The sequence below is a fragment of the Nostoc sp. FACHB-110 genome, assembly GCF_014697425.1.
Taxonomy (GTDB): Bacteria; Cyanobacteriota; Cyanobacteriia; order Cyanobacteriales; family Nostocaceae; genus Nostoc_B.
In genome coordinates, this window is record NZ_JACJRU010000002.1 from 12,760 (window position 1) to 32,005 (window position 19,246).

16 protein-coding genes are annotated in these 19,246 nt (G+C 41.7%); 6 read left to right on the plus strand and 10 right to left on the minus strand.

The annotated features are described in order from the left end of the window. Positions 1–4: 4 nt before the first annotated feature. The 4 genes from H6G69_RS02535 (at position 5) to H6G69_RS02550 (ending at position 6,728) form a co-directional block, all read left to right on the plus strand. Complete coding sequence (locus H6G69_RS02535) at positions 5–391, plus strand: acyl carrier protein (RefSeq protein ID WP_190681251.1); 387 nt, start codon at positions 5–7, stop codon at positions 389–391. Beyond that, a complete protein-coding gene (locus H6G69_RS02540) occupies positions 388–4,659 on the plus strand; it encodes a non-ribosomal peptide synthetase (RefSeq protein ID WP_190681253.1) in 4,272 nt (1,423 codons plus the stop codon). Before H6G69_RS02535 ends, H6G69_RS02540 begins: the two co-directional genes overlap by 4 nt. Next, on the plus strand, positions 4,649–6,226 hold the full coding sequence (locus H6G69_RS02545) for a long-chain-fatty-acid--CoA ligase (RefSeq protein ID WP_190681255.1): 1,578 nt from the start codon (positions 4,649–4,651) through the stop codon (positions 6,224–6,226). Before H6G69_RS02540 ends, H6G69_RS02545 begins: the two co-directional genes overlap by 11 nt. Positions 6,227–6,494: 268 nt before the next feature. Then, positions 6,495–6,728, plus strand: coding sequence for an EF-hand domain-containing protein (locus H6G69_RS02550; RefSeq protein ID WP_190681257.1), 234 nt, complete (start codon positions 6,495–6,497; stop codon positions 6,726–6,728). A gap of 62 nt (positions 6,729–6,790) precedes the next feature. On the opposite strand, the gene H6G69_RS02555 is transcribed toward H6G69_RS02550, so the two are convergent. The 10 genes from H6G69_RS02555 to H6G69_RS02600 form a co-directional block, all read right to left on the minus strand. Then, a complete protein-coding gene (locus tag H6G69_RS02555; protein ID WP_190681259.1) occupies positions 6,791–7,015 on the minus strand; it encodes a hypothetical protein in 225 nt (74 codons plus the stop codon). Then, positions 7,012–7,662, minus strand: a complete 651-nt coding sequence (locus H6G69_RS02560) for an MOSC domain-containing protein (protein ID WP_242071958.1) — start codon at positions 7,660–7,662, stop codon at positions 7,012–7,014. Before H6G69_RS02560 ends, H6G69_RS02555 begins: the two co-directional genes overlap by 4 nt. Before the next feature lie 230 nt (positions 7,663–7,892). Then, positions 7,893–8,687 carry a peroxiredoxin-like family protein gene (locus H6G69_RS02565; protein WP_190681261.1) on the minus strand — a complete coding sequence of 265 codons (795 nt, stop codon included), beginning with the start codon at positions 8,685–8,687 and terminating at the stop codon, positions 7,893–7,895. A 174-nt stretch (positions 8,688–8,861) separates the two neighbouring features. Further along, entirely contained in the window at positions 8,862–9,980 is a 1,119-nt protein-coding gene (locus H6G69_RS02570; RefSeq protein WP_190681263.1) for a site-2 protease family protein, read from the minus strand. Positions 9,981–10,183: 203 nt separating this feature from the next. Then, entirely contained in the window at positions 10,184–11,239 is a 1,056-nt protein-coding gene (rtcA, locus tag H6G69_RS02575; RefSeq protein ID WP_190681265.1) for an RNA 3'-terminal phosphate cyclase, read from the minus strand. A 375-nt stretch (positions 11,240–11,614) separates the two neighbouring features. After that, positions 11,615–12,973: an FAD-binding oxidoreductase gene (locus tag H6G69_RS02580; protein ID WP_190681267.1), complete on the minus strand. Its 1,359-nt coding sequence runs from the start codon at positions 12,971–12,973 to the stop codon at positions 11,615–11,617. A 93-nt stretch (positions 12,974–13,066) separates the two neighbouring features. Further along, complete coding sequence (locus tag H6G69_RS02585; protein ID WP_190681269.1) at positions 13,067–13,882, minus strand: ABC transporter permease; 816 nt, start codon at positions 13,880–13,882, stop codon at positions 13,067–13,069. 6 nt (positions 13,883–13,888) lie between these two features. Further along, positions 13,889–14,641, minus strand: a complete 753-nt coding sequence (locus H6G69_RS02590; RefSeq protein WP_190681271.1) for an ABC transporter ATP-binding protein — start codon at positions 14,639–14,641, stop codon at positions 13,889–13,891. Next, complete coding sequence (locus tag H6G69_RS02595; RefSeq protein ID WP_190681273.1) at positions 14,638–15,705, minus strand: ABC transporter substrate-binding protein; 1,068 nt, start codon at positions 15,703–15,705, stop codon at positions 14,638–14,640. Before H6G69_RS02595 ends, H6G69_RS02590 begins: the two co-directional genes overlap by 4 nt. A 33-nt stretch (positions 15,706–15,738) precedes the next feature. After that, entirely contained in the window at positions 15,739–16,209 is a 471-nt protein-coding gene (locus tag H6G69_RS02600) for a tetratricopeptide repeat protein (RefSeq protein ID WP_190681274.1), read from the minus strand. 297 nt (positions 16,210–16,506) lie between these two features. On the opposite strand from H6G69_RS02600, the gene H6G69_RS02605 reads away from it, so the two are divergent. Together H6G69_RS02605 and H6G69_RS02610 are read left to right on the plus strand one after the other, a co-directional pair. After that, entirely contained in the window at positions 16,507–17,766 is a 1,260-nt protein-coding gene (locus tag H6G69_RS02605) for a GTP cyclohydrolase II (RefSeq protein WP_190682001.1), read from the plus strand. 186 nt (positions 17,767–17,952) lie between these two features. Further along, on the plus strand, positions 17,953–19,185 hold the full coding sequence (locus H6G69_RS02610; protein WP_190681276.1) for a URC4/urg3 family protein: 1,233 nt from the start codon (positions 17,953–17,955) through the stop codon (positions 19,183–19,185). Positions 19,186–19,246: the final 61 nt, after the last annotated feature.

A 19,246-nucleotide genomic window follows, 5' to 3' on the forward strand; every position in this document is an offset into this window, starting at 1 on the left:
GCAAATGTTAGCACCTGTGCATGAGATTTTAGCAAAATTGGGGGCAATGAATTTAAGCGATCGCCAAGCAGCCTTAATCAGTTATCTTCAAGAACAAATTGCCCAAACTCTCGGCATCAATACATGGCAATTAGATATCCAGCAACCCCTAAACTATATGGGAATTGACTCTCTCATCGCTGTGAAATTGAGGAACCGATTGAGAACTGACTTAAAAGTAGATATAGCTGCGGTCAAATTTATGGAAGATTCTAGCATTACTGGTCTAGCGACACAAATCAGCGAACAGCTAACAGCTATGACATCTGTTTCGCAAATACCAAACTGGGATGAGCAAGAATTAGCCCAAACCAATCTCAGTCAACAGGAGTGGCTAGAAGGTGAATTATGAACTTAGCAGAGTTTCTCCAAAACCTTTCGCAGCAAAATGTCGAATTGTTTATTGAAGCAGAGCGTCTACGTTATCGTGGCCCTAAAGAAATTCTCACTCCCACACTGCTAAATCAAATTAAGCAGCATAAACAAGAAATACTACAATTACTGCAAGAAAAATCTCACACTGCAAAATCTTATCCTCTGACTTATGGTCAGCAAGGTTTGTGGTTCATGTATCAGTTTGCTCCTGAAAGTGGAGCTTACAACATTGCATTTACAGTCCGTATTTGTTCTAGTTTAAACATTCTCGCTTTAGAAAGAGCGTGTCAGAAATTAATCCTGCGCCACCCAACACTGCGAACTACATTTGGTCAAAATAATGCTGAACCTTTTCAAACAATTCACGCAGAGCAAAAAGTTTGCTTGACAGAAATAGACGCTACAACATGGAACTGGGAAGAACTCACAGAACAGGTAATTGAAGCATATCAGCGTCCCTTTGATTTAGAGCGAGGGCCTATATTGCGTCTATGTTTATTTACTCGTTCTGCTCAAGAGTATATCTTTTTACTAGCAATTCATCATATTGCAGTTGATGGATTCTCCTTTGGCATTCTCTTAGATGAGTTGCGTTTGCTGTATCATTCGGAAAATACTGGTCAAAAAGTATATCTATCTACTAGTCAATACCAATATCCAGACTTTGTACAATGGCAGCGACAAATGCTGCAAAGCCCCAAAGGAGAACATCTTTGGTCATACTGGAGTCAACAATTAGCTGGTGAATTATCCGTGCTGAAGTTGCCAACAGATAGACCTAGAGGGCAATTCCAGAAACATCAAGGAGCATCTTACACCTTTGAGTTACCCAAAGCTTTGACGGCTCAACTTAAGCAGCAGGCAAAAGCTTTAGGAGTTACTCTTTATATGACTTTGTTGACAGTGTTTGCTATTCTACTCCACCGCTACACTGCTCAGGAAGATATAATTATTAGCTCTCCTACAGAAGGTAGGAGTCAACCTGAATTTGCTGGGATTGTCGGGTTTTTTGTGAATATTTTGGCTATCAGAGTTAATCTAGCTAACAATCCCACTATTTCTGAGCTTTTAACTCAAGTACGCCAGACAGTGTTGCAAGCGATCGCTCATCAAGATTATCCCTCACCTTTACTAGTTGAACAATTCCAGCAAAAATCCAATCTCAGTCTCACCAAAATTCTGCGCGTCTCTTTCAACTTGATGAAATTACAAGAACTGGGACAAGACATAGAATTATCGGTTGCCAAACAAGCAAAAGCCAGAACCGACTGGGGAGGTCTACATTTAGAGCCTTTTGTGATTCCCCAACAAGAAGGGCAGAATGATTTAGTCTTTGACATGATGGAAACTTCAGAATCGCTGCTTGGATTGTTGAGATATAACAGTGATTTATTTGAGGCAACGACGATTCGGCGGATGGCTGGACATTTCCAAAATTTACTAGCAGCAATTGTCACCAATTGTGAACAACAAATCGGCTCATTACCCCTACTAACCACAACCGAACAACAGCAATTGCTCCTCTGGCAGCATACCCAGGCAAATTATCCCCAAAATCAATGCATTCATCAATTGTTTGAAGACCAAGTAGCACTGACACCAGATGCCATAGCAGTAAAATATCAACATCAACAAATTACCTATCAAGAATTAAATGCACGCGCCAATCAACTAGCACACCACTTGCAAAGCTTAGGAGTAAAACAAGAGGTGTTGGTAGGTATATGTGTCGAGCGTTCTTTAGAAATGGTTGTGGGACTTTTAGGGATTCTCAAAGCAGGTGCAGCTTATTTACCTTTAGACCCTAGTTATCCTCCAGAGCGGTTACAGTTTATGCTGTCGGATGCTCAAATATCGGTGCTATTGACCCAGCAAAAGCTAATCACCCAATTACCAGCCCAATCAGCACAGGTGGTGTATTTAGATACTGACTGGGGTGAAAGTCTAGAACCAGAAAATCTCGTCACGACAGTTCAACCAAAGAATCTAGCTTATGTAATTTACACATCCGGTTCTACAGGAAAACCCAAAGGCGTAATGATTGAACATCAGTCTTTGGTGAATTTTACGCACACAGCCAAGCTAGCCTATGAACTTCGCCCCAGCGATTACGTACTACAATTTGCTTCTATTAGTTTTGATACGGCGGCAGAAGAAATTTATCCTTGTTTGAGTAGTGGTGGCACATTAGTATTGCGTACCGAAGAGATGTTGAGTTCTGGACGCGATTTTGTCCAAGCTTGCCAAGATTGGCAAATCACAGTGTTAGACTTACCGACAGCATACTGGCATCAGTTAACCTCAGAATTAGCGATCGCTAACTTGACTTTACCAAAATCATTGCGTTTAGTAATTATTGGTGGAGAGCCAGTGCTACCGCAGCAAGTCGCCATCTGGCAGCAACATGTGGGATCTCAACCAAAGCTAGTTAATACCTACGGGCCAACCGAAGCAACGGTAGTTACCACCCTCTGTGAGTTATCTGATTTAGCATCCAGCAAACTTCAGGGCAACAACATACCCATTGGCAAACCAATTTTTAACACTCAAGTTTATATCTTAGATCGATATCTGCAACCAACTCCTATTGGTGTTGTCGGAGAACTCTACATTGGTGGTGCTGGCTTGGCTAGAGGCTACCTCAACCACCCAGACTTGACCAAGCAGCAATTTATTCCCCATCCCTTTGACATGAACCAGGGAACAGATGTTACTGAATTGAGCAGCCAAGAAAAGTCAAAACTTTTATATAAAACAGGTGATTTAGCTCGTTATCTTGCCGATGGCAACATTGAATTTCTCGGACGCATCGACCATCAAGTCAAAATTCGTGGTTTCCGCATTGAATTAACAGAAATAGAAACCGTACTGCACCAACACCCATCTGTGCGTACTGCTGTAGTCACAGTCCGTGAAGATATCCCCGGGGAAAAAACTTTAGTAGCCTATGTTGTTCATCAACTACCAACTGCAGTTAACGAGTTGCGTGGCTTTTTAATCCAAAAGTTGCCCGGATATATGATACCTTCTTTTTTTGTCGTCTTGGAATCTTTGCCCTTAACGCCTAATGGCAAGGTAGATTTTGCTGCCTTACCTGCACCCTGTCGCACTCAACTAAATTTAGAAACAACCTTTGAACTACCTCATCATCCAGTTGAGGAAATCTTAGTCACAATTTGGGCTAAAGTTCTGAAAATTGAACAAATCAGTATCCAAGATAATTTCTTTGAGTTGGGTGGACACTCATTATTAGCGGCTCAACTCATATCAAAAATTAATCAAAAATTTAGTCGCAGCATCCCTTTAAGCATTCTGTTTCAGCATCCAACTATAGCCGGACTAGCCAATTTTTTGATTCAAAACCCTGCTACTGTAGTTCAGCCTACGTGTTTAGTTCCGATTCAACCACAAGGAAATTTACCACCGCTATTTTGTCTGCACTCAGCAGGCGGACAGGTAATGGCTTATCAAGATTTAGCTGTTTGTCTTCGCCCAAATCAGCCAGTCTACGGTTTACAGTCCCGCGCGCTGAATGACCCAGCACTTGAGCATCAGAGTATTGATTGTATGTCCTGGGAATACGCCCACGCTATTCGCCAACATCAGCCGCATGGCCCTTATTTTCTTCTAGGCTGGTCAATGGGTGGGGCGTTAGCTGTGAGTGTGGCTCAAAAGTTAGAGCAACTAGGCGAGTCAGTCAGTTTTATCGGACTGGTGGATGCTTTTTTAGTTCCAGATGACAGCTTAACTTATGAAAATCTCTTAGTAGAACTAGCATTAAGATTTAGCCAGTCTTTTGCAGAAGCAGTAATGGCTATTCATCCTTCGGAAAAACAAGCACTACAAGAGAAATTAACAAATTTACCTTATTTTGAAAGTCTCAGACAGATGCTAGTTTGGGGACAACAACAAAATTTACTTTCAACAGAGATTTCTTACGATATTCTCGAAACCCAAGTAGCCCTCAACAAAATTCACGAACAACTGTTTCGAGGTTACTGTCCACCACAGGTTCAAGCTAATCTCTATATTTGGTGGGCTGCAAATAAGCTAGAAACAAGACTCTCTCAGACAAATTGGAGTCAATACACCACAGGGAAAACTTATACAGAAATTGTAGATGGCAACCATTTTAATATCATCTATCCACCACAGGTAAATCTGCTGTCCCAGCAATTACAAAAATATTTGGCAATGGCGCGATCGCTGCAAATTTCATGCTGCACAAATACCAATGATATATAACGATAAAATTACCACATTAGCTGATTTAGCTTGTATCCAAGCAGAGCAATTTTCTAACAAAACAGCATTAACTTGTCAAGCTAAATCACTGACTTATTTACAATTACATACACAAAGTAATCGAGTGGCGAATGCACTTTTAGCACAGGGTATCAAAGCCCAATCGAGAGTAGCCATATTAGCAAAAGATTCCCTTTCAAGTTTTGCAATATTATTTGCTTGCGCCAAAATTAACGCTGTTTTAGTACCAATTAACTGGCGGTTAGCGGCTTTAGAAATAAGTTACATTATCACAGATGCTGATGTAGAAATTCTCTTTATTGGGGCGGAATTTCATTCATTAGTTAAATCGATTAAAAATGAACTTCCTTGTCTAAAGACTATTATTACTCTAGAAAAAAATGAACATGACTGGCTAAATTACGATGTATGGTATCAACAATTCAGCGATGTTCAACCGCAAATTCCTATTGAACCCAATGATGTGGTTGTGCAAATTTACACTAGTGGGACAACAGGCCGTCCTAAAGGTGTTCAACTAGGACATTATAGTTTTTTTGCGATTGCTAAAGAGGTAGTGCAGCAAAATAAAACTTGGATAAATTGGCGGGCAACAGATAAAAGTCTATTAGTAATTCCTTTTTTTCATATTGGTGGTTTATGGTGGGCGATTCGTGGTTTAGCATCTGGGGCAGAAAATATTTTGCTTCCAGGCTTTATAGGAATTGAAATTTTAGCCGCGATAGAAAAATATCAAATTACTAAAATATGTATGGTTCCCTCAATGATTCAAGTTTTATTGACTGAACCTGATTGTCAACAAACAGATTTTTCCGCATTAGAATATATCGTTTATGGGGGTTCACCAATTGCCGAATCACTATTAAAAAAAGCAATGGCCACATTTGGCTGTCAATTTGTCCAAATTTATGGCATGACTGAAACAGGCAACTGTGCTGTCACTTTACCTGCTAACGATCATACTTGGGAAAATCCAGCCCGACTTAAGGCGGCGGGTAAACCTTTTCCTGGTGTATCAATTGCGGTTGTGAATCATCAAAAAGAAGCCTTAGGATTTGGTGAAATTGGCGAAATTTGGATTAAATCACCAGCAAACATGATTGGTTATTGGAAATTACCAGAAGCTACAGCCGCAACATTAGTAGATGGTTGGATTCATACAGGAGATGCTGGCTACTTGGATGAAGCCGGTTATCTTTATATTTGCGATCGCATTAAAGATATGATTTGCTATGCCGGAGAAAATATTTATCCAGCAGAGATTGAAAATATTTTATCTGAACATACAGCAGTTGCTGAAGTTGCTGTCATTGGGATTCCCGATGAAGATTGGGGAGAAAGTATTAAAGCGATCGTAGTTTTAAAAGCAGGTATGAGTGCAACTGCTTTTGATATCATCAATTTTGTCAGAGGGAAACTAGCTGATTTTAAGTTACCCAGAAGTGTAGAGTTTACAGAATCTCTACCCAGAACACCAAGCGGCAAAATTCAAAAAGGTCAGCTACGAGCCAAATATTGGCAAGGCTATCAACGGCAAGTTAATTAGGGGGTAGAGGATAGGGTGTAGGGTGTAGTGTTTAAGACTTCAAGGGACGACAATCACCTCTAAAGCTCGCCAAATAAAGGTTTTGGACGTACAGACCCCTTGAAAAAAGTGGGTACTTCTTGAGAATAAAACTGATAGTTCTTCACTCTTTGCTGAACTTCTAATCTCATCTAATCTAAATCCCAACGATACCTATTTATATATCTTTTGATATAAGTTTATTTACTTGTGAAATATTAAAGTAAAAGATTAATTCAGATAAAAACTTATGACAACCGAGCAAGAACTTCGATCTCTTTTTAATACCCTAGATGGCGATCAAGACGGCAAAATCTCCATTAATGAGCTTTTTTTAAGTCCTGGCTTAAGCGCAGTCATCTCATCACAAACAAAGACAACTAGCCCCCAAGGATTAATAGCACAGTATGATTCAGATAAAGACGGTAGTATTACCTTTGAAGAGTTAAAGCAAGCAGTTAAGGAAGCAAGTAGTTTAACCTAAAACTCAAAAAACTTAATACCGGAATCCTTCAAAGCACCCATGCTACGAGGGATTTGCAATTTCTAACTTAATTTTATGGCGTTGCATAAGTGCGGGATGAAATCATAAAATTCCACTTTTAAAACTCTTGCTGTCTGCGCCTTTGCGCGGCAGTCGCTACCCTGCGGGAACGCTTTCAGCGAACAAGTCGGCAGAGCCACCCAACGCGCTGCCTTGCCTTTGCGCGAAACAAAATTCATCCCATTAATCAGCAACGCCCGAAATTTTTTCTCCCTAATGAAATTCATCTTTTAAACTTCTCGATTTGCTGCTGAAAGTAATCTCGCCAACCTGTAGGTAAAGCCTCAACTTGTACAGCACGCTGTAACAGTTCTAGGTCGTGTGTTGCCCGTGCATAAAGTTGGGTAATATTAGCAACAGTAACATTATTTGAATCTCGACTGATTAACGACAAAGTATCACCATTTTCGACTGTACCCTCTTGCAGCACTGAAAAGTAGAACCCCGTTAGGCGGCTATCTAAAAACAGTTTAACTATATCAGTTCTTCCAAACTTAATTCCCAATTTATAACAAGGCATTCGCGGTTGAGTTACCATGACCTCTGCACTACCAATCCGAAAGCAATCGCCAATATTAACCTCATCTTCTAATAAGCCAACCGTAGTTAGATTTTCACCAAACATTCCCCAGGGCAAATCCATATAAGGTAACTTGTGCCGCCAATAGTCGTAATGCTCGAATGGATAAACATAAACTGCTTTGTCTTTACCTCCGTGGACACTCAAATCAGCTTGTCTATCTCCATCTAAATTGAGCGATCGCATCATCACTCGTCCCTCAACTGGTTCTTTAAAAATTCCAGTTGTCACTGTTTTACCCTTCCAAAGCACTTCACGGGGTAGTCCTACATTAACAGAGATAACTTGCAACATTTCATATCTCCTCTATTAAAATTTTCTACCGATATTCAGCCTGATAGATAATATGCTGGATATTACTTGGTTATCAGAGGAATTTATTAAAAGTAAATAACAAGTTTAAGCACCAGAATAAATTAAGTAAGTCGGTGTAAATAATTATTGTTGGAATAAGGCAGGGGGAAAAAGCGTTTGAGCCTTATTTACTTTTCTTCACATAGTTTGGTTTTATTGCATCGACTTACTTACTCATCCAAAAAAGATAAGGGATTGCTCATATTTTTGGCAAAACCTAAAATGCCCTGATCTTGATGTTCATAGATTAATTGCCCTTGAGAATCAAATACAAAAGTTGCTCCACGTTGTGTCAAATAAGATGAGTCTGGTACGTAAATCTTCCAGTTGCTCAAAACTTGGGTCATGTTTCGCAGGCGCAAGGTTGCTAGTTCAAAAGGTCGCTGAAAACCCTTTCCTCCAGCCGCCTTGAAAAATGCACCTTTGATTGGTGGTAATGGCGTACCTCTAACGACTTCCTCATCAGCAATTAATTGAGGGGCTTTCTTGTCACCTTTGTAACCCCGAAAAACTTCCTTCAAGGTTCCTGGGCTACCAATCCCTGCACACATGAGCATTAAATTCAGCCAAGCTTTTTGTGAACTTGATAGCAAAGGAAATTGTAGAGATAAACCTTGATAAAGACCTAAAAGGCTATGAATTTGGGCTTTTGCATCTACAAACAACCATTCTTGAGGAAACCCAGTATATTCACAAAACTTGATTCCCGAATTGTGATCGCCAATTCCAATAGCTCGAATTGAAATTCCTCTAGCTTGGATTTGTTCTTTTTCTTTCCTCAGCCACCAAGCATATTCTAAATTATCAAAATCTCCCAACTGCGACCATATAAGTACCAGTAGCTTTGAACTGTGGCTGCAACCATCTAGAATGGGTTTCATCTTTCCATCGCTAACTCGCAGACGTTGAGTTTGGCTCAAAATTGAATAAATTTCTGGGGAGTTAGAGCTTGTCTGAGTATTCATGCAGGTGAGGTTAACAGTATTTGATTTTAGGTGACTAAAACGGGGTGTAGGTTAGAGGTTGTTTTCCCACACCCCATAGGGTACAAGCCCCTGCTTTTCAGTATGTGGTTTCCTACACCCTACCCCCTCTACACCCTTTTCATTGAAGGAGTATTCTTGAACAAGAAATAGAGTTTAAGCAGCGTTAGCCAGAGGATTACCTTGCAATAGCTGGATAATTGCCGTTTTTTCTAAAATTCCTACCAGTACACCGTTTTCTCGAATGACAGCTAAGGCGGATAGTTTTTGCTGTTCGAGTAGCTGTATGACTTCTAACAGGGGTTGATCTGATTTGACTGTATTTGATGCAGCAACTGGGCGCATGATTTGTGTCACGGGAGTTTCCGACCATTGGGTTGTGGGGATGGTTCGCAAGTCATCTACCAGCACTGCACCAACTAATTGTCCAGCATCATCAGTCACCAGAAACCTGCACCAGCCTTGGAAAATTTGCTCGTCAGCTAACTCTCGCAAACTGGCATTTGCAGAGATGATGGGACTATTGGTTGTGACTACATCTGCTGCGGTTAAGCCATTGAGTTTTTCTTGCACTCTGGCAAATTGGGCTGCATTACCAGCATTTTGCAGTAAGAAGAAACCGATTAACAGATTCCAAACATTAGCGAAACTGCCAAAGAATAATAGAGGAATTATCCCAGAGGCGATCGCCACCCAACCAAAGATTTGTCCAACTCGGCTAGCAAAACTGACACCTTTGTAAGGATTACCTGTAATTTTCCACACCAAAGCTTTGAGGACATTACCGCCATCTAAAGGCAAGCCAGGGATTAAGTTAAACAACGCTAACGCTAAGTTAACAGTTGCTAGCACACCCAAAATTGCGGCTAAGGGGCCAGAGACTGCGCCAGTTATGGCAATGCCTGTAAACAGACCAAAGAGTAATAAACTTACTAACGGGCCTGCGATCGCAATCCAAAAAGCCCCAGCAGGAGTTTTCGATTCTTTTTCTAGATTTGCCAAACCACCAAAGATAAATAAAGTAATCGATTTAACATCAATTCCTTGGCGAATAGCGACAAAGCTATGTCCTAATTCGTGGGCGACGACAGAAGCAAACAATAATAACGCCGTCATCAATCCTAGTAGCAAACCCAACCCCCCAGATAAGTAGGGAAATTGCGCTAACAGTCCACTACTATAGCTCCAAGCCACTAAACCCAGAACTAAAAACCACGAAGGATGGATGTAAAACGGAATCCCGAAGAGATTCCCAACGCGAATTGTGCCATTCATATCGTTCACCTTTGAATGCTGCCGAGAGATTGACTTTTCGCTCTCGATGTCTCTAGTGTAACGAAATGTAACAAAAATTAAATTCTCTCAACGGTTGTAGTTACCGTCCTTTTCTGTGCGGGTATTAAGAACATACTCACAAATATTGTCTGTTGAGACTAGCCTGATGGGTTAGTAGGGTGTTTCCTCACATCATCAAACTTCTATAGCCCTAGTTTCTTTATAGGTAATACCTTGACAATCTTCTCCACCTTGTCTACAGTTACCCGCGAAAGTCCAAATTTTTCAATTACTGTGGCATTGGTTGTCAGGTGAGAACTCACATTAGCGACTTTATATTGACTTTCTTCAGAAGCTAAAGTCGCTGGCAAGATTAACTGATCCCCTAAATGCTCATCGACAGGTGCGCCAGCGTGATGAAACTTCAGTAACTGTTCACAAGCAATTTCGGCAACTTTTTCCGATGACATTCGCCAGCGGCCAAACCCGCCAAATCCTGTCAGACTATGTTTATATTCAGCCGTTAAAAAAATCCCTGCTCCTGCTGCTATGCTCTTTTCCCGCAAAGCTTGTATCGAAACTTTTAATCCAGCTGTTCTTAATAAATTTTCCGCCCTATTTGCCATACGTTGGGGGATATGGGCAGGTAAATCTGTCACCACAGCAAGTCCCCGCACTTGCTGTAAATCACCGCGTTCTAGCAAATCAATACCACACAGTTGACTACCACCACTAACCTGCATCTTAACTTCTCCGCCACCTTGGGGATACCACCCCCAAGCCCCTAATTTCACAGATGCGTTTATCCCCATCCGCTTTAACATCGGCAAATAGACTTGCTCAATATAGGTCATCGTTGGGCTAAAGATGACATGAGTGCCTCCGCGTAAAGTCACATGAGAGTCACCCTGGGCTAGTGCTAGAGGTAAGAGAATAGTTTGTAAAACTAAAGTAATTGCCCCAGCCGAACCACCTTCTTGCACTTCGCTGACATCAAAGGTATAGTTTCCCGCCTGTACTGGAATAGTAGGAGTAAATTCCAGCGTCATCGAACCTAAAGCATCACCTTGTATTTGAGCATGACAAATCTTGGCAGCAGCACGAACAGCTGTGAGATGCTGTGCCGCTAACCCTGGTCTTTTGCGTCCAGCACGAATAGCTGTAATGCGAATAGGTTCACCAGTAATGGCAGCTAAACTCAGACAAGTGCGAAGAACTTGTCCGCCTCCCTCTCCAAAGGAACCGTCGATGTCAATCATGAGCAATGATTAAAAGATAGATTTTGGGTTATGCCCACGGTTTTGACAATTAAACCACAGATAAATGCTGATGCACACATTTATTAGGTATGACTTACGCACAAAGTTTATCTGTGGAGGTTGGGTTAATGGGTTTTATATCGTGTCCTGTTAAAGACTTATCATGAAGACCGCAGGGGAGCAGGGGGCAGGGAGATAAAGAGTTTGAGCTTTATTTACTTTTATTTACATAGTTTGGTTTTATTGCACTGACTTACTTAGTTAATTATCAATTTGGGGCGTTGCATAAATGCGGGATGCTCCCAGCATTTTTAGCAAGGTTAACTATCGATGTTTCGCGCCTTTGCGCCTTTGCGCGAAACAAAAAACATCCCTCTAATCAGCAACGCCATCAATTTGGAATTCTAATACTTTGCTTTTGCCTGGGTTCATCAGTCCATAGGGATCAACCATTTCTTTAAATTTCAACTGCTCAGGATCGATTACTTTTCTGCCACCGTCCTCAATAATATACGTGTGGGGATTAGCGATAAACACACCTTTGGCTTCGTGGTAATGAATAATTTCGTTGAGGCGTTCTGCAGTGGTGTAACGTACTAGTTGTAAAGCCGCAGGTATGACTCGACCGTTAACACGAATAAATTCTAAGTGCATCATCACTTCTTCACCGAAATGATGATAAAGTTCTTCGACTAATTCTAAACCTTGATCGGCTGGGAAGATACTTTGTAAGTATGTAATCGAAGTATCTACAGTTCTGGCGTGCAAGGTGGTGTGATTCCAAGTAAATTCGGCTAAATTTAATCCTTTACCTGCTTCTTGGGCTGGTTTTTGATAGGTGATTCGACCACCGAATTGCTGTACCAAACCAGATAATAGTTCTAAACTAGGCTCGGCAATCATTAATAGGGCTGCATGATTACCCTCAGAAATATATTGATGCAAAGCGGTAAAGTATTCTGGTATGGGAGATGCAAAGATGGAGATGGTTTTTTTCATCATCCCATCGGCGTTACCTAGAGACTGCCCAAATTTTGCGGCTGTGATGAAGTCGTCAAAAGTAACAATTACTTCTGCCCAAGGATAAGCAGGGCCTAGAGGAATTTCTACCTCGGTGATAATGCCGTTAATTCCCCAAGCATGGTTGACCTTCTGCACGTCATCTGAGCGCAGTTCTATGACACGGGGTTCTGCTTCTAAAGTTACCACACGCAAGCCCAAAAGATTACCGCGATCGCCAAGTAACCCATACTGTATTGAGCCAATACCACCACTTCCACCAGCAACAAACCCTGCAATAGTCGCTGTGCGGTAGGTTGAAGGGGCCATCCGCATTTCCCAACCGCTTTCTCGCGTTTTTTTATCTAAGGCTGCCAATTTCACCCCTGCTTGGACTCGCGCTACCCCTGGTTTGACCCAGAGAATTTCTTGCATCTTGGTCATGTCTAAAATTACACCACCGTACATCGGTACGCATTGCCCATAATTCCCTGTTCCTGCACCACGTACAGTTATAGGTACGCGTAATTTGGCACAAGTCGCTGCTACTTTAACTACTTCCTCTTCATTAGCAGGACGTACTACAATATCTCCGACTTTGCCAGCGAGTTTGGGTACAAGGACAGGGCTAAAGGTGTGATAATCCTGGGACAGTTTCGCTACTTGGTTTGGGTCGGTGATGGTTTCGATGCCTGTAAAAGCAGCAGTGAGAGTTTCTAAATTGGTAGTTGCCATAGTCTTTTTTTAACGCAGAGTAACGCGAAAGTACACAGAGGGTTTGATTCTCAGCGCACCTTTGCGTGAACCTCAGCGTACCTCTGCGTTTTATTAATTTTCCTGTTTAACAGCACTTTCATGCCATTTACTTAATATAAAGTCTGATAGGTAACTGAGGCTGACAAATATTAATACGCCTAAGCCAGTGGTGAGAAATAAAGCCGCAAACATCCTCGGAATTTGCAGGTTATAGCTAGAAATCAAGATACGGTAGGCAATGCCTGATTTTGCACCACCAGTTCCGGCGACAAATTCCGCGACGACAGCACCAATTAAGGCTAAACCACCGCTAATTTTTAACCCACCTAGAAAATAAGGCATAGCACTAGGTAAGCGTAGATACCATAAGGTTTGCCAGCGAGAGGCTTTGTAAAGTTGGAATAAGTTGAGTAAGTTGCGGTCAACGCTGTTGAGTCCGAGGGTGGTGTTAGAGACGATGGGGAAGAAGGCGACTATCCAAGCACAGACTACAAGGGCGGCGAAGGTATTATTTTTAAACCAGAGGATGATGAGGGGGGCGATCGCTACTATCGGCGTTGTCTGTAAAATAACTGCATAGGGAAATAAACTTTTTTCGATCCATTTACTTTGCGTAAACAAAATTGCTATGAATAAGCCAGAAACGACAGCAGCAATAAAAGCAACAATTGTAATTTGTAACGTAATTAATAACGCAGAAAATAACTCGTTCCAATCAGCAATTAACGTTTGAAATACTAATAAAGGCCCAGGCAAAATATAAGGCGGTAAGTTTGTTAACCGCACCAAAATTTCCCATAGTAATAACACTAACGCCCCAACTACAACAGGTGCTAAAACCTCAGCAGAAATAAACTTACTTTTTGTTTTTCTCTCAATGCTTTTCATCGGCGGTTAATTCATCGCTGCGGCTAAACAGTGCGAAACCTGACGGCAATATTCGTTATATATTGGCGATGTCCGAAACTCTTCATCACGGGGGTAAGGCACATCAATTGCAATATCCGCCACCACCCGCCCAGGATTTGCCCCCATGACCAAGACGCGATTAGATAAATACACTGCTTCGTAAATATTATGAGTTACAAACACCACAGTCCAGTGATATTTCTGCCACAAATCTAATAAATCGCTGTTGAGTCTACTGCGAGTAATTTCATCTAATGCCCCAAAAGGTTCATCCATTAATAAAATGTTGGGCTGAGTCACTAACGCCCTAGCAATGGAGACGCGCATTTTCATCCCCCCAGATAATTGTCGGGGATAACTCTCGGCAAAATTTGTGAGTCCTACTAATGTTAAGGCTTGCTGGACTAAATTTTGGGCATCTCGCTGAGGCACTCCTGCCAATTTTAAAGGTAAGCGGACATTTTCTTTCACCGTTGCCCAAGGCATCAAGGCGGCATCTTGAAAGACAAACGCTAATTTTCGGGCTGTTGGCGGTATACCCCAGTCAATATTACCGGAACTGACTTTACCTAATCCAGCTATCAGCCGCAATACCGTACTTTTACCGCATCCCGAAGCCCCTACTAAGCTGACAAATTGCACTTCGGCAATGGCTAAGTTTAGGTCTTGCAGGGCAACAGTGCCATTAGCGTAGACCTTGCTAATGTGACTCAGAGTAATCGCTGGATGGTTACTCATACAGACTTGTAATAATCTATGCCTTTATTGACGAATTGCAATGTAAACGCGTCTTGATATTTAATGTTGGGCTGATAAATGCCAGCAGTTACCATGCTATCGTAGAGCGTTTTCCAGCGTTCTTCTGTCATTGAGCCGATACCTTGTTGTACGGCAGTACCAGAAGTAATAATCCCATATTCTTTAAGTTTTTGCAGGCCGTAAGCTAGTTGGTCATCGGTCATTTCGGGGTTATCTTTTTTGATGAGTTGATTTGCTGGTTGGGGATTTTCGAGGTAGCTGTACCAACCTTTGATAGAAGCATCAACAAATCGCTGCACTAAGTCGGGATTTTTTTCTACTAGTTCTTTTTTGGTTTCGATGGTTGTGGCGTAGGTAGTGTAACCATAATCGGCTAGTAAAAAGACTGTGGGTTTAAAGCCGCCTTGTTTTTCAATGGCGTAGGGTTCTGAGGTGATGTAACCTTGTTGTGCCGAGGTTTTATCGGCTAAGAAGGGGGCGGGGTTAAAGTTATAAGGGCGTTTTTGGTCGTCGGTAAAACCATACTTAACTTTAAGAAGTGGCCAATATGTGACGTTTGCTGCTGCTGAAATATAAATTGGTTTGCCTTTGAGGTCTGCAAGGGTTTTGGTTGCTGTGTTGGGATGGGAGATGAGACATTGCGGGTCTTTTTGGAAGATGGCCGCGACGGTAATTTTGGGGATTCCTTGAACAATGGCGTTAATGGCATCGATGCCATACCCCATAAAGAAATCAACTGCACCCCCGACTAACAACTGAGTGCCGCTAGGTACTTGTGGGCCGCCCATTTTAATGGTGACATCTAGACCGTGTTTTTGATAAATACCTGTGGCGATCGCTTGATAAAATCCGCCGTGTTCTGCTTGTGCATACCAGTTTGTTCCAAAGCTGACTTTATCTAGCTGTGAAGAAGAATTTCCAGGTTGGTTACTATTGGTACAAGCAGCAAGCAAACTGCTACCCAGACAAATAGAACCATACTGAATCAACTGGCGGCGACTAAGGCGATGAATCACTGTTGTTAAGGGTGGTAACGGATTCATAATCTAAGAAAATGTACGCTTCAGACGAATGTTTTAGCTGAGTCTGAGTGTACATTCTAAAATCAACTTTTGATTTACTAAAGAATAGGGTTGAATTGTTAAAGCGCGTTTAAAAGCCTTGATTGCATCAACATATTGACCAATCGCCGCATAACATAAGCCCATACCATGCAGTGCGCCAAAATGCACTGGGTTAATTTGAATTACCATCTGACAATCAGCTAAAGATTCTTTATATTTGCCTGTGCTGTAGTAGAGGAAAGCACGGCGATTCCATGCTTCAGCAAAATCAGGTTGTTGTTTGATCAATTCGGTTAATACTGATTCCGCTTCAGTGGTTTTACCAGCATCCAGTAATTTTTGACTGTGGTCGATTTTTTCTAGACCACTAATTCCCTTTTGCTGAAACCAAATCCGCCATAGTTTTTTAGTTGCTTGTTCCCGCACAGAAGCGTTGGGATTTTTCAAATCTTCAAGTAATGAATTGATAGATAAAGAATCCATGAATTTGAGAGAATTAGAGATTAGTGTTTTTACCTTATTAATAACTTTCGCACAAAATTCTGTTTACAGTGACGTTTAATCTCATCTTTAAATTTATTCCACATTAATATTAAATCTCAGCAGTTTTTGTGCTATTAATTGTATTAACCAATACTATTAATACGAAACTCTACATAATAGAGTGGTAAACAATTAGTCATTAGGAAACTGAATTTTTAAATAAAAAAACTTACTATTGATACTTGACATCTACTTAGTGACTAATAATTCATCAAAACATTACAAAAACCTATGACTATGCCAAAGCCAAATAGTGTGTCCCGGCATATTGTTTTAACATCACATCCCAGTCGTTTTGGCCCCAAGCCAATTCCGATTTCTTGGGGAGTAACTGACCCAATGGCAAGAGGCCCAGTAATTGCCACGTTAACTAATCAAACACATCGGAATGTGATTGGTACTCATTCAGGCGGTTATGCAATTTATCGGGCTTTAGCGGTGGCTAGTGGTGCTTTACAAACAGATCACCGCGCTGATTTAACTAATACTTCTCCCATTGAGCAGATTGGCCCCCATCCTAGCTGGGCTGACCCTGATAAAATTGTCTCACTTGACCCCTTAGGAGCGATCGCACCAGAAGTTTTCTCTGCCTATCTCCAGCAAGGTTATGATATCCGCCCGACAATTGCTATCACCAAGGCGCATATCAATATGCCAGAACTGCAAGATGCGGTAGCGAAAGGCCGCTTGCAGGTGGATGGGACAATTATGAAACCTGGCGGTGATTTAGTTGTCACCAAAGCAGCCATAGAACCAGTGTGGTATTTACCTGGAATTGCTAAACGTTTTGGCATTACCGAAGGTGAATTGCGCCGGGCTTTGTTTGAACAAACTGGGGGAATGTTCCCAGAATTGGTGACGCGTTCTGATTTGGAAGTATTTCTACCACCCATTGGGGGTTTGACTGTATATATTGTTGGTGATATAGCGGCAATTACTGACCCCGATAAACCTGTGGCTGTGCGAGTACACGATGAGTGTAACGGTTCTGATGTCTTTGGTTCAGATATTTGTACCTGTCGCCCTTATTTAGTCCACGGGATTGAGGTATGTGTCCAAACTGCCCAAGAAGGCGGGGTGGGAATTATTGTCTACTGTCGCAAAGAAGGCCGGGCTTTGGGAGAAGTGACGAAATTCTTAGTATACAATGCCCGCAAGCGTCAAGAAGGAGGCGATCGCGCTGATGCGTATTTTGCCCGGACAGAATGCGTTGCAGGTGTCCAAGATATGCGCTTTCAGGAATTGATGCCTGATGTGTTACATTGGCTGGGGATGACGCGGATTGACCGGATGGTATCGATGAGTAATATGAAGTACAACGCCATTACTCAGTCAGGTATTGAAATTGTGGAACGCATTCCTATACCCGAAGATTTAATTCCTCAAGATGCGCGGGTGGAAATTGAAGCAAAAAAAGCTGCTGGTTATTACACTACAGGGGATGTGTTAGATACAGACGGCTTGGCAGAAGTGAAGGGACGGTCTTTGGAAGTATGAAGTGTGAAGTCTGAAAAGTTTTCCTCAATTCATACTGAATATAATCGTTGCATTATCACTTTCTTGGGGATAGGCTTCTAGCCTGTCCGTGAATTTTAAGACGTGAGAGTGTTCAGATATCCGATTTTTTTGAGAAGTTGGGTATCTTGTAACCCCTCATAAATGGTGGCATTACAGGGGTGAAGGGTGGAAAAAACCACAGAGACACAGAGTTCACAGAGAAAAATTGAGTATCTTCGTTCTCCCAAGGCGATAAGGGAAAGGTGTGGGCAAATTTTTGCGTTAGTTAATGAGGGGAAGTCGCGCTATTTTACTTGTGATTTGTCACAGTTGGGAAAAGTGGCAGACTATGTTGTTGAGGTGATGCGCTGTGAGTACCCTGATTTAAATATTCCGTTTCATAGTCGGTGGCGACATTTTGAAGCGCAAGGTGTACCGCGTTTAACAAATTTAAATAATTTGTTAGCGGGACTAACGCCTTTACAACAAGCCATCGCTAAGTTTGATTTGGCAATTGTGAGTGTATTGTTAGATGCGGGGGCGGGGGAGAGTTGGCGTTATCATGAACAGTCAACGGGCTTGAGTTTGGGACGTTCTGAGGGGTTGGCTATTGCTAGCTTTGAGATGTTTTGTCAAGGGGCGTTTTCTTTGTCAGGCTTGCCGCAAGTAGATGCACTAAAATTGCTGAGGTTAACTGAGGCAGAATTAGCCAGTGGGTTTCAAGTTAGTGCAGAAAATCCCTTAGTAGGAATTAGTGGGCGATCGCAATTATTACAAAAATTGGGTCGAGTTGTAGTTGCTTTTCCGCATTTGTTTGGGGAAGAAAACCCGCGTCCAGGCAATTTAGTTAATTATCTTGTGAGTAAATCAGACAATGGGCAGTTAGCAGCGTCAACTGTATTTAGTACTGTACTAGAAGGTTTGAGTGATATTTGGCCACCAAGATTAACAATTGCTGAAGTTAACCTGGGCGATGTGTGGCAACATTGGGCTGTCACTGACGATAGGTTAGTTCCATTCCATAAACTTTCTCAATGGTTAACTTACTCTTTATTAGAACCATTACAAGAATTAGGTTTAATTATTACTGATTTAGATGCACTAACGGGATTACCAGAATATCGTAATGGTGGTTTATGTCTCGATTTAGGATTAATTAGTATCAAAGACCCAGATATTTTCCATTCATCTCATTCTGTCGGTTCAGAGTTAATAATTGAATGGCGTGCTTTAACTGTAATTTTGTTAGATGAAATTGCGGCTACCGTCCGCCAAAAGTTAGATATGAGTGTTGTAGAACTACCTTTAGTCAAAATCCTCCAAGGCGGCACTTGGACAGCAGGGCGCAAAATTGCCGCCCAACTCAGAAAAAGTGGACAACCCCCTATCCAAATTGACAGTGATGGAACAGTATTTTAAAGGATGAAGAATGAAGGTGGAAATTTAAACTTCATTCAACTTCTGGTAAAAGTCATAATTT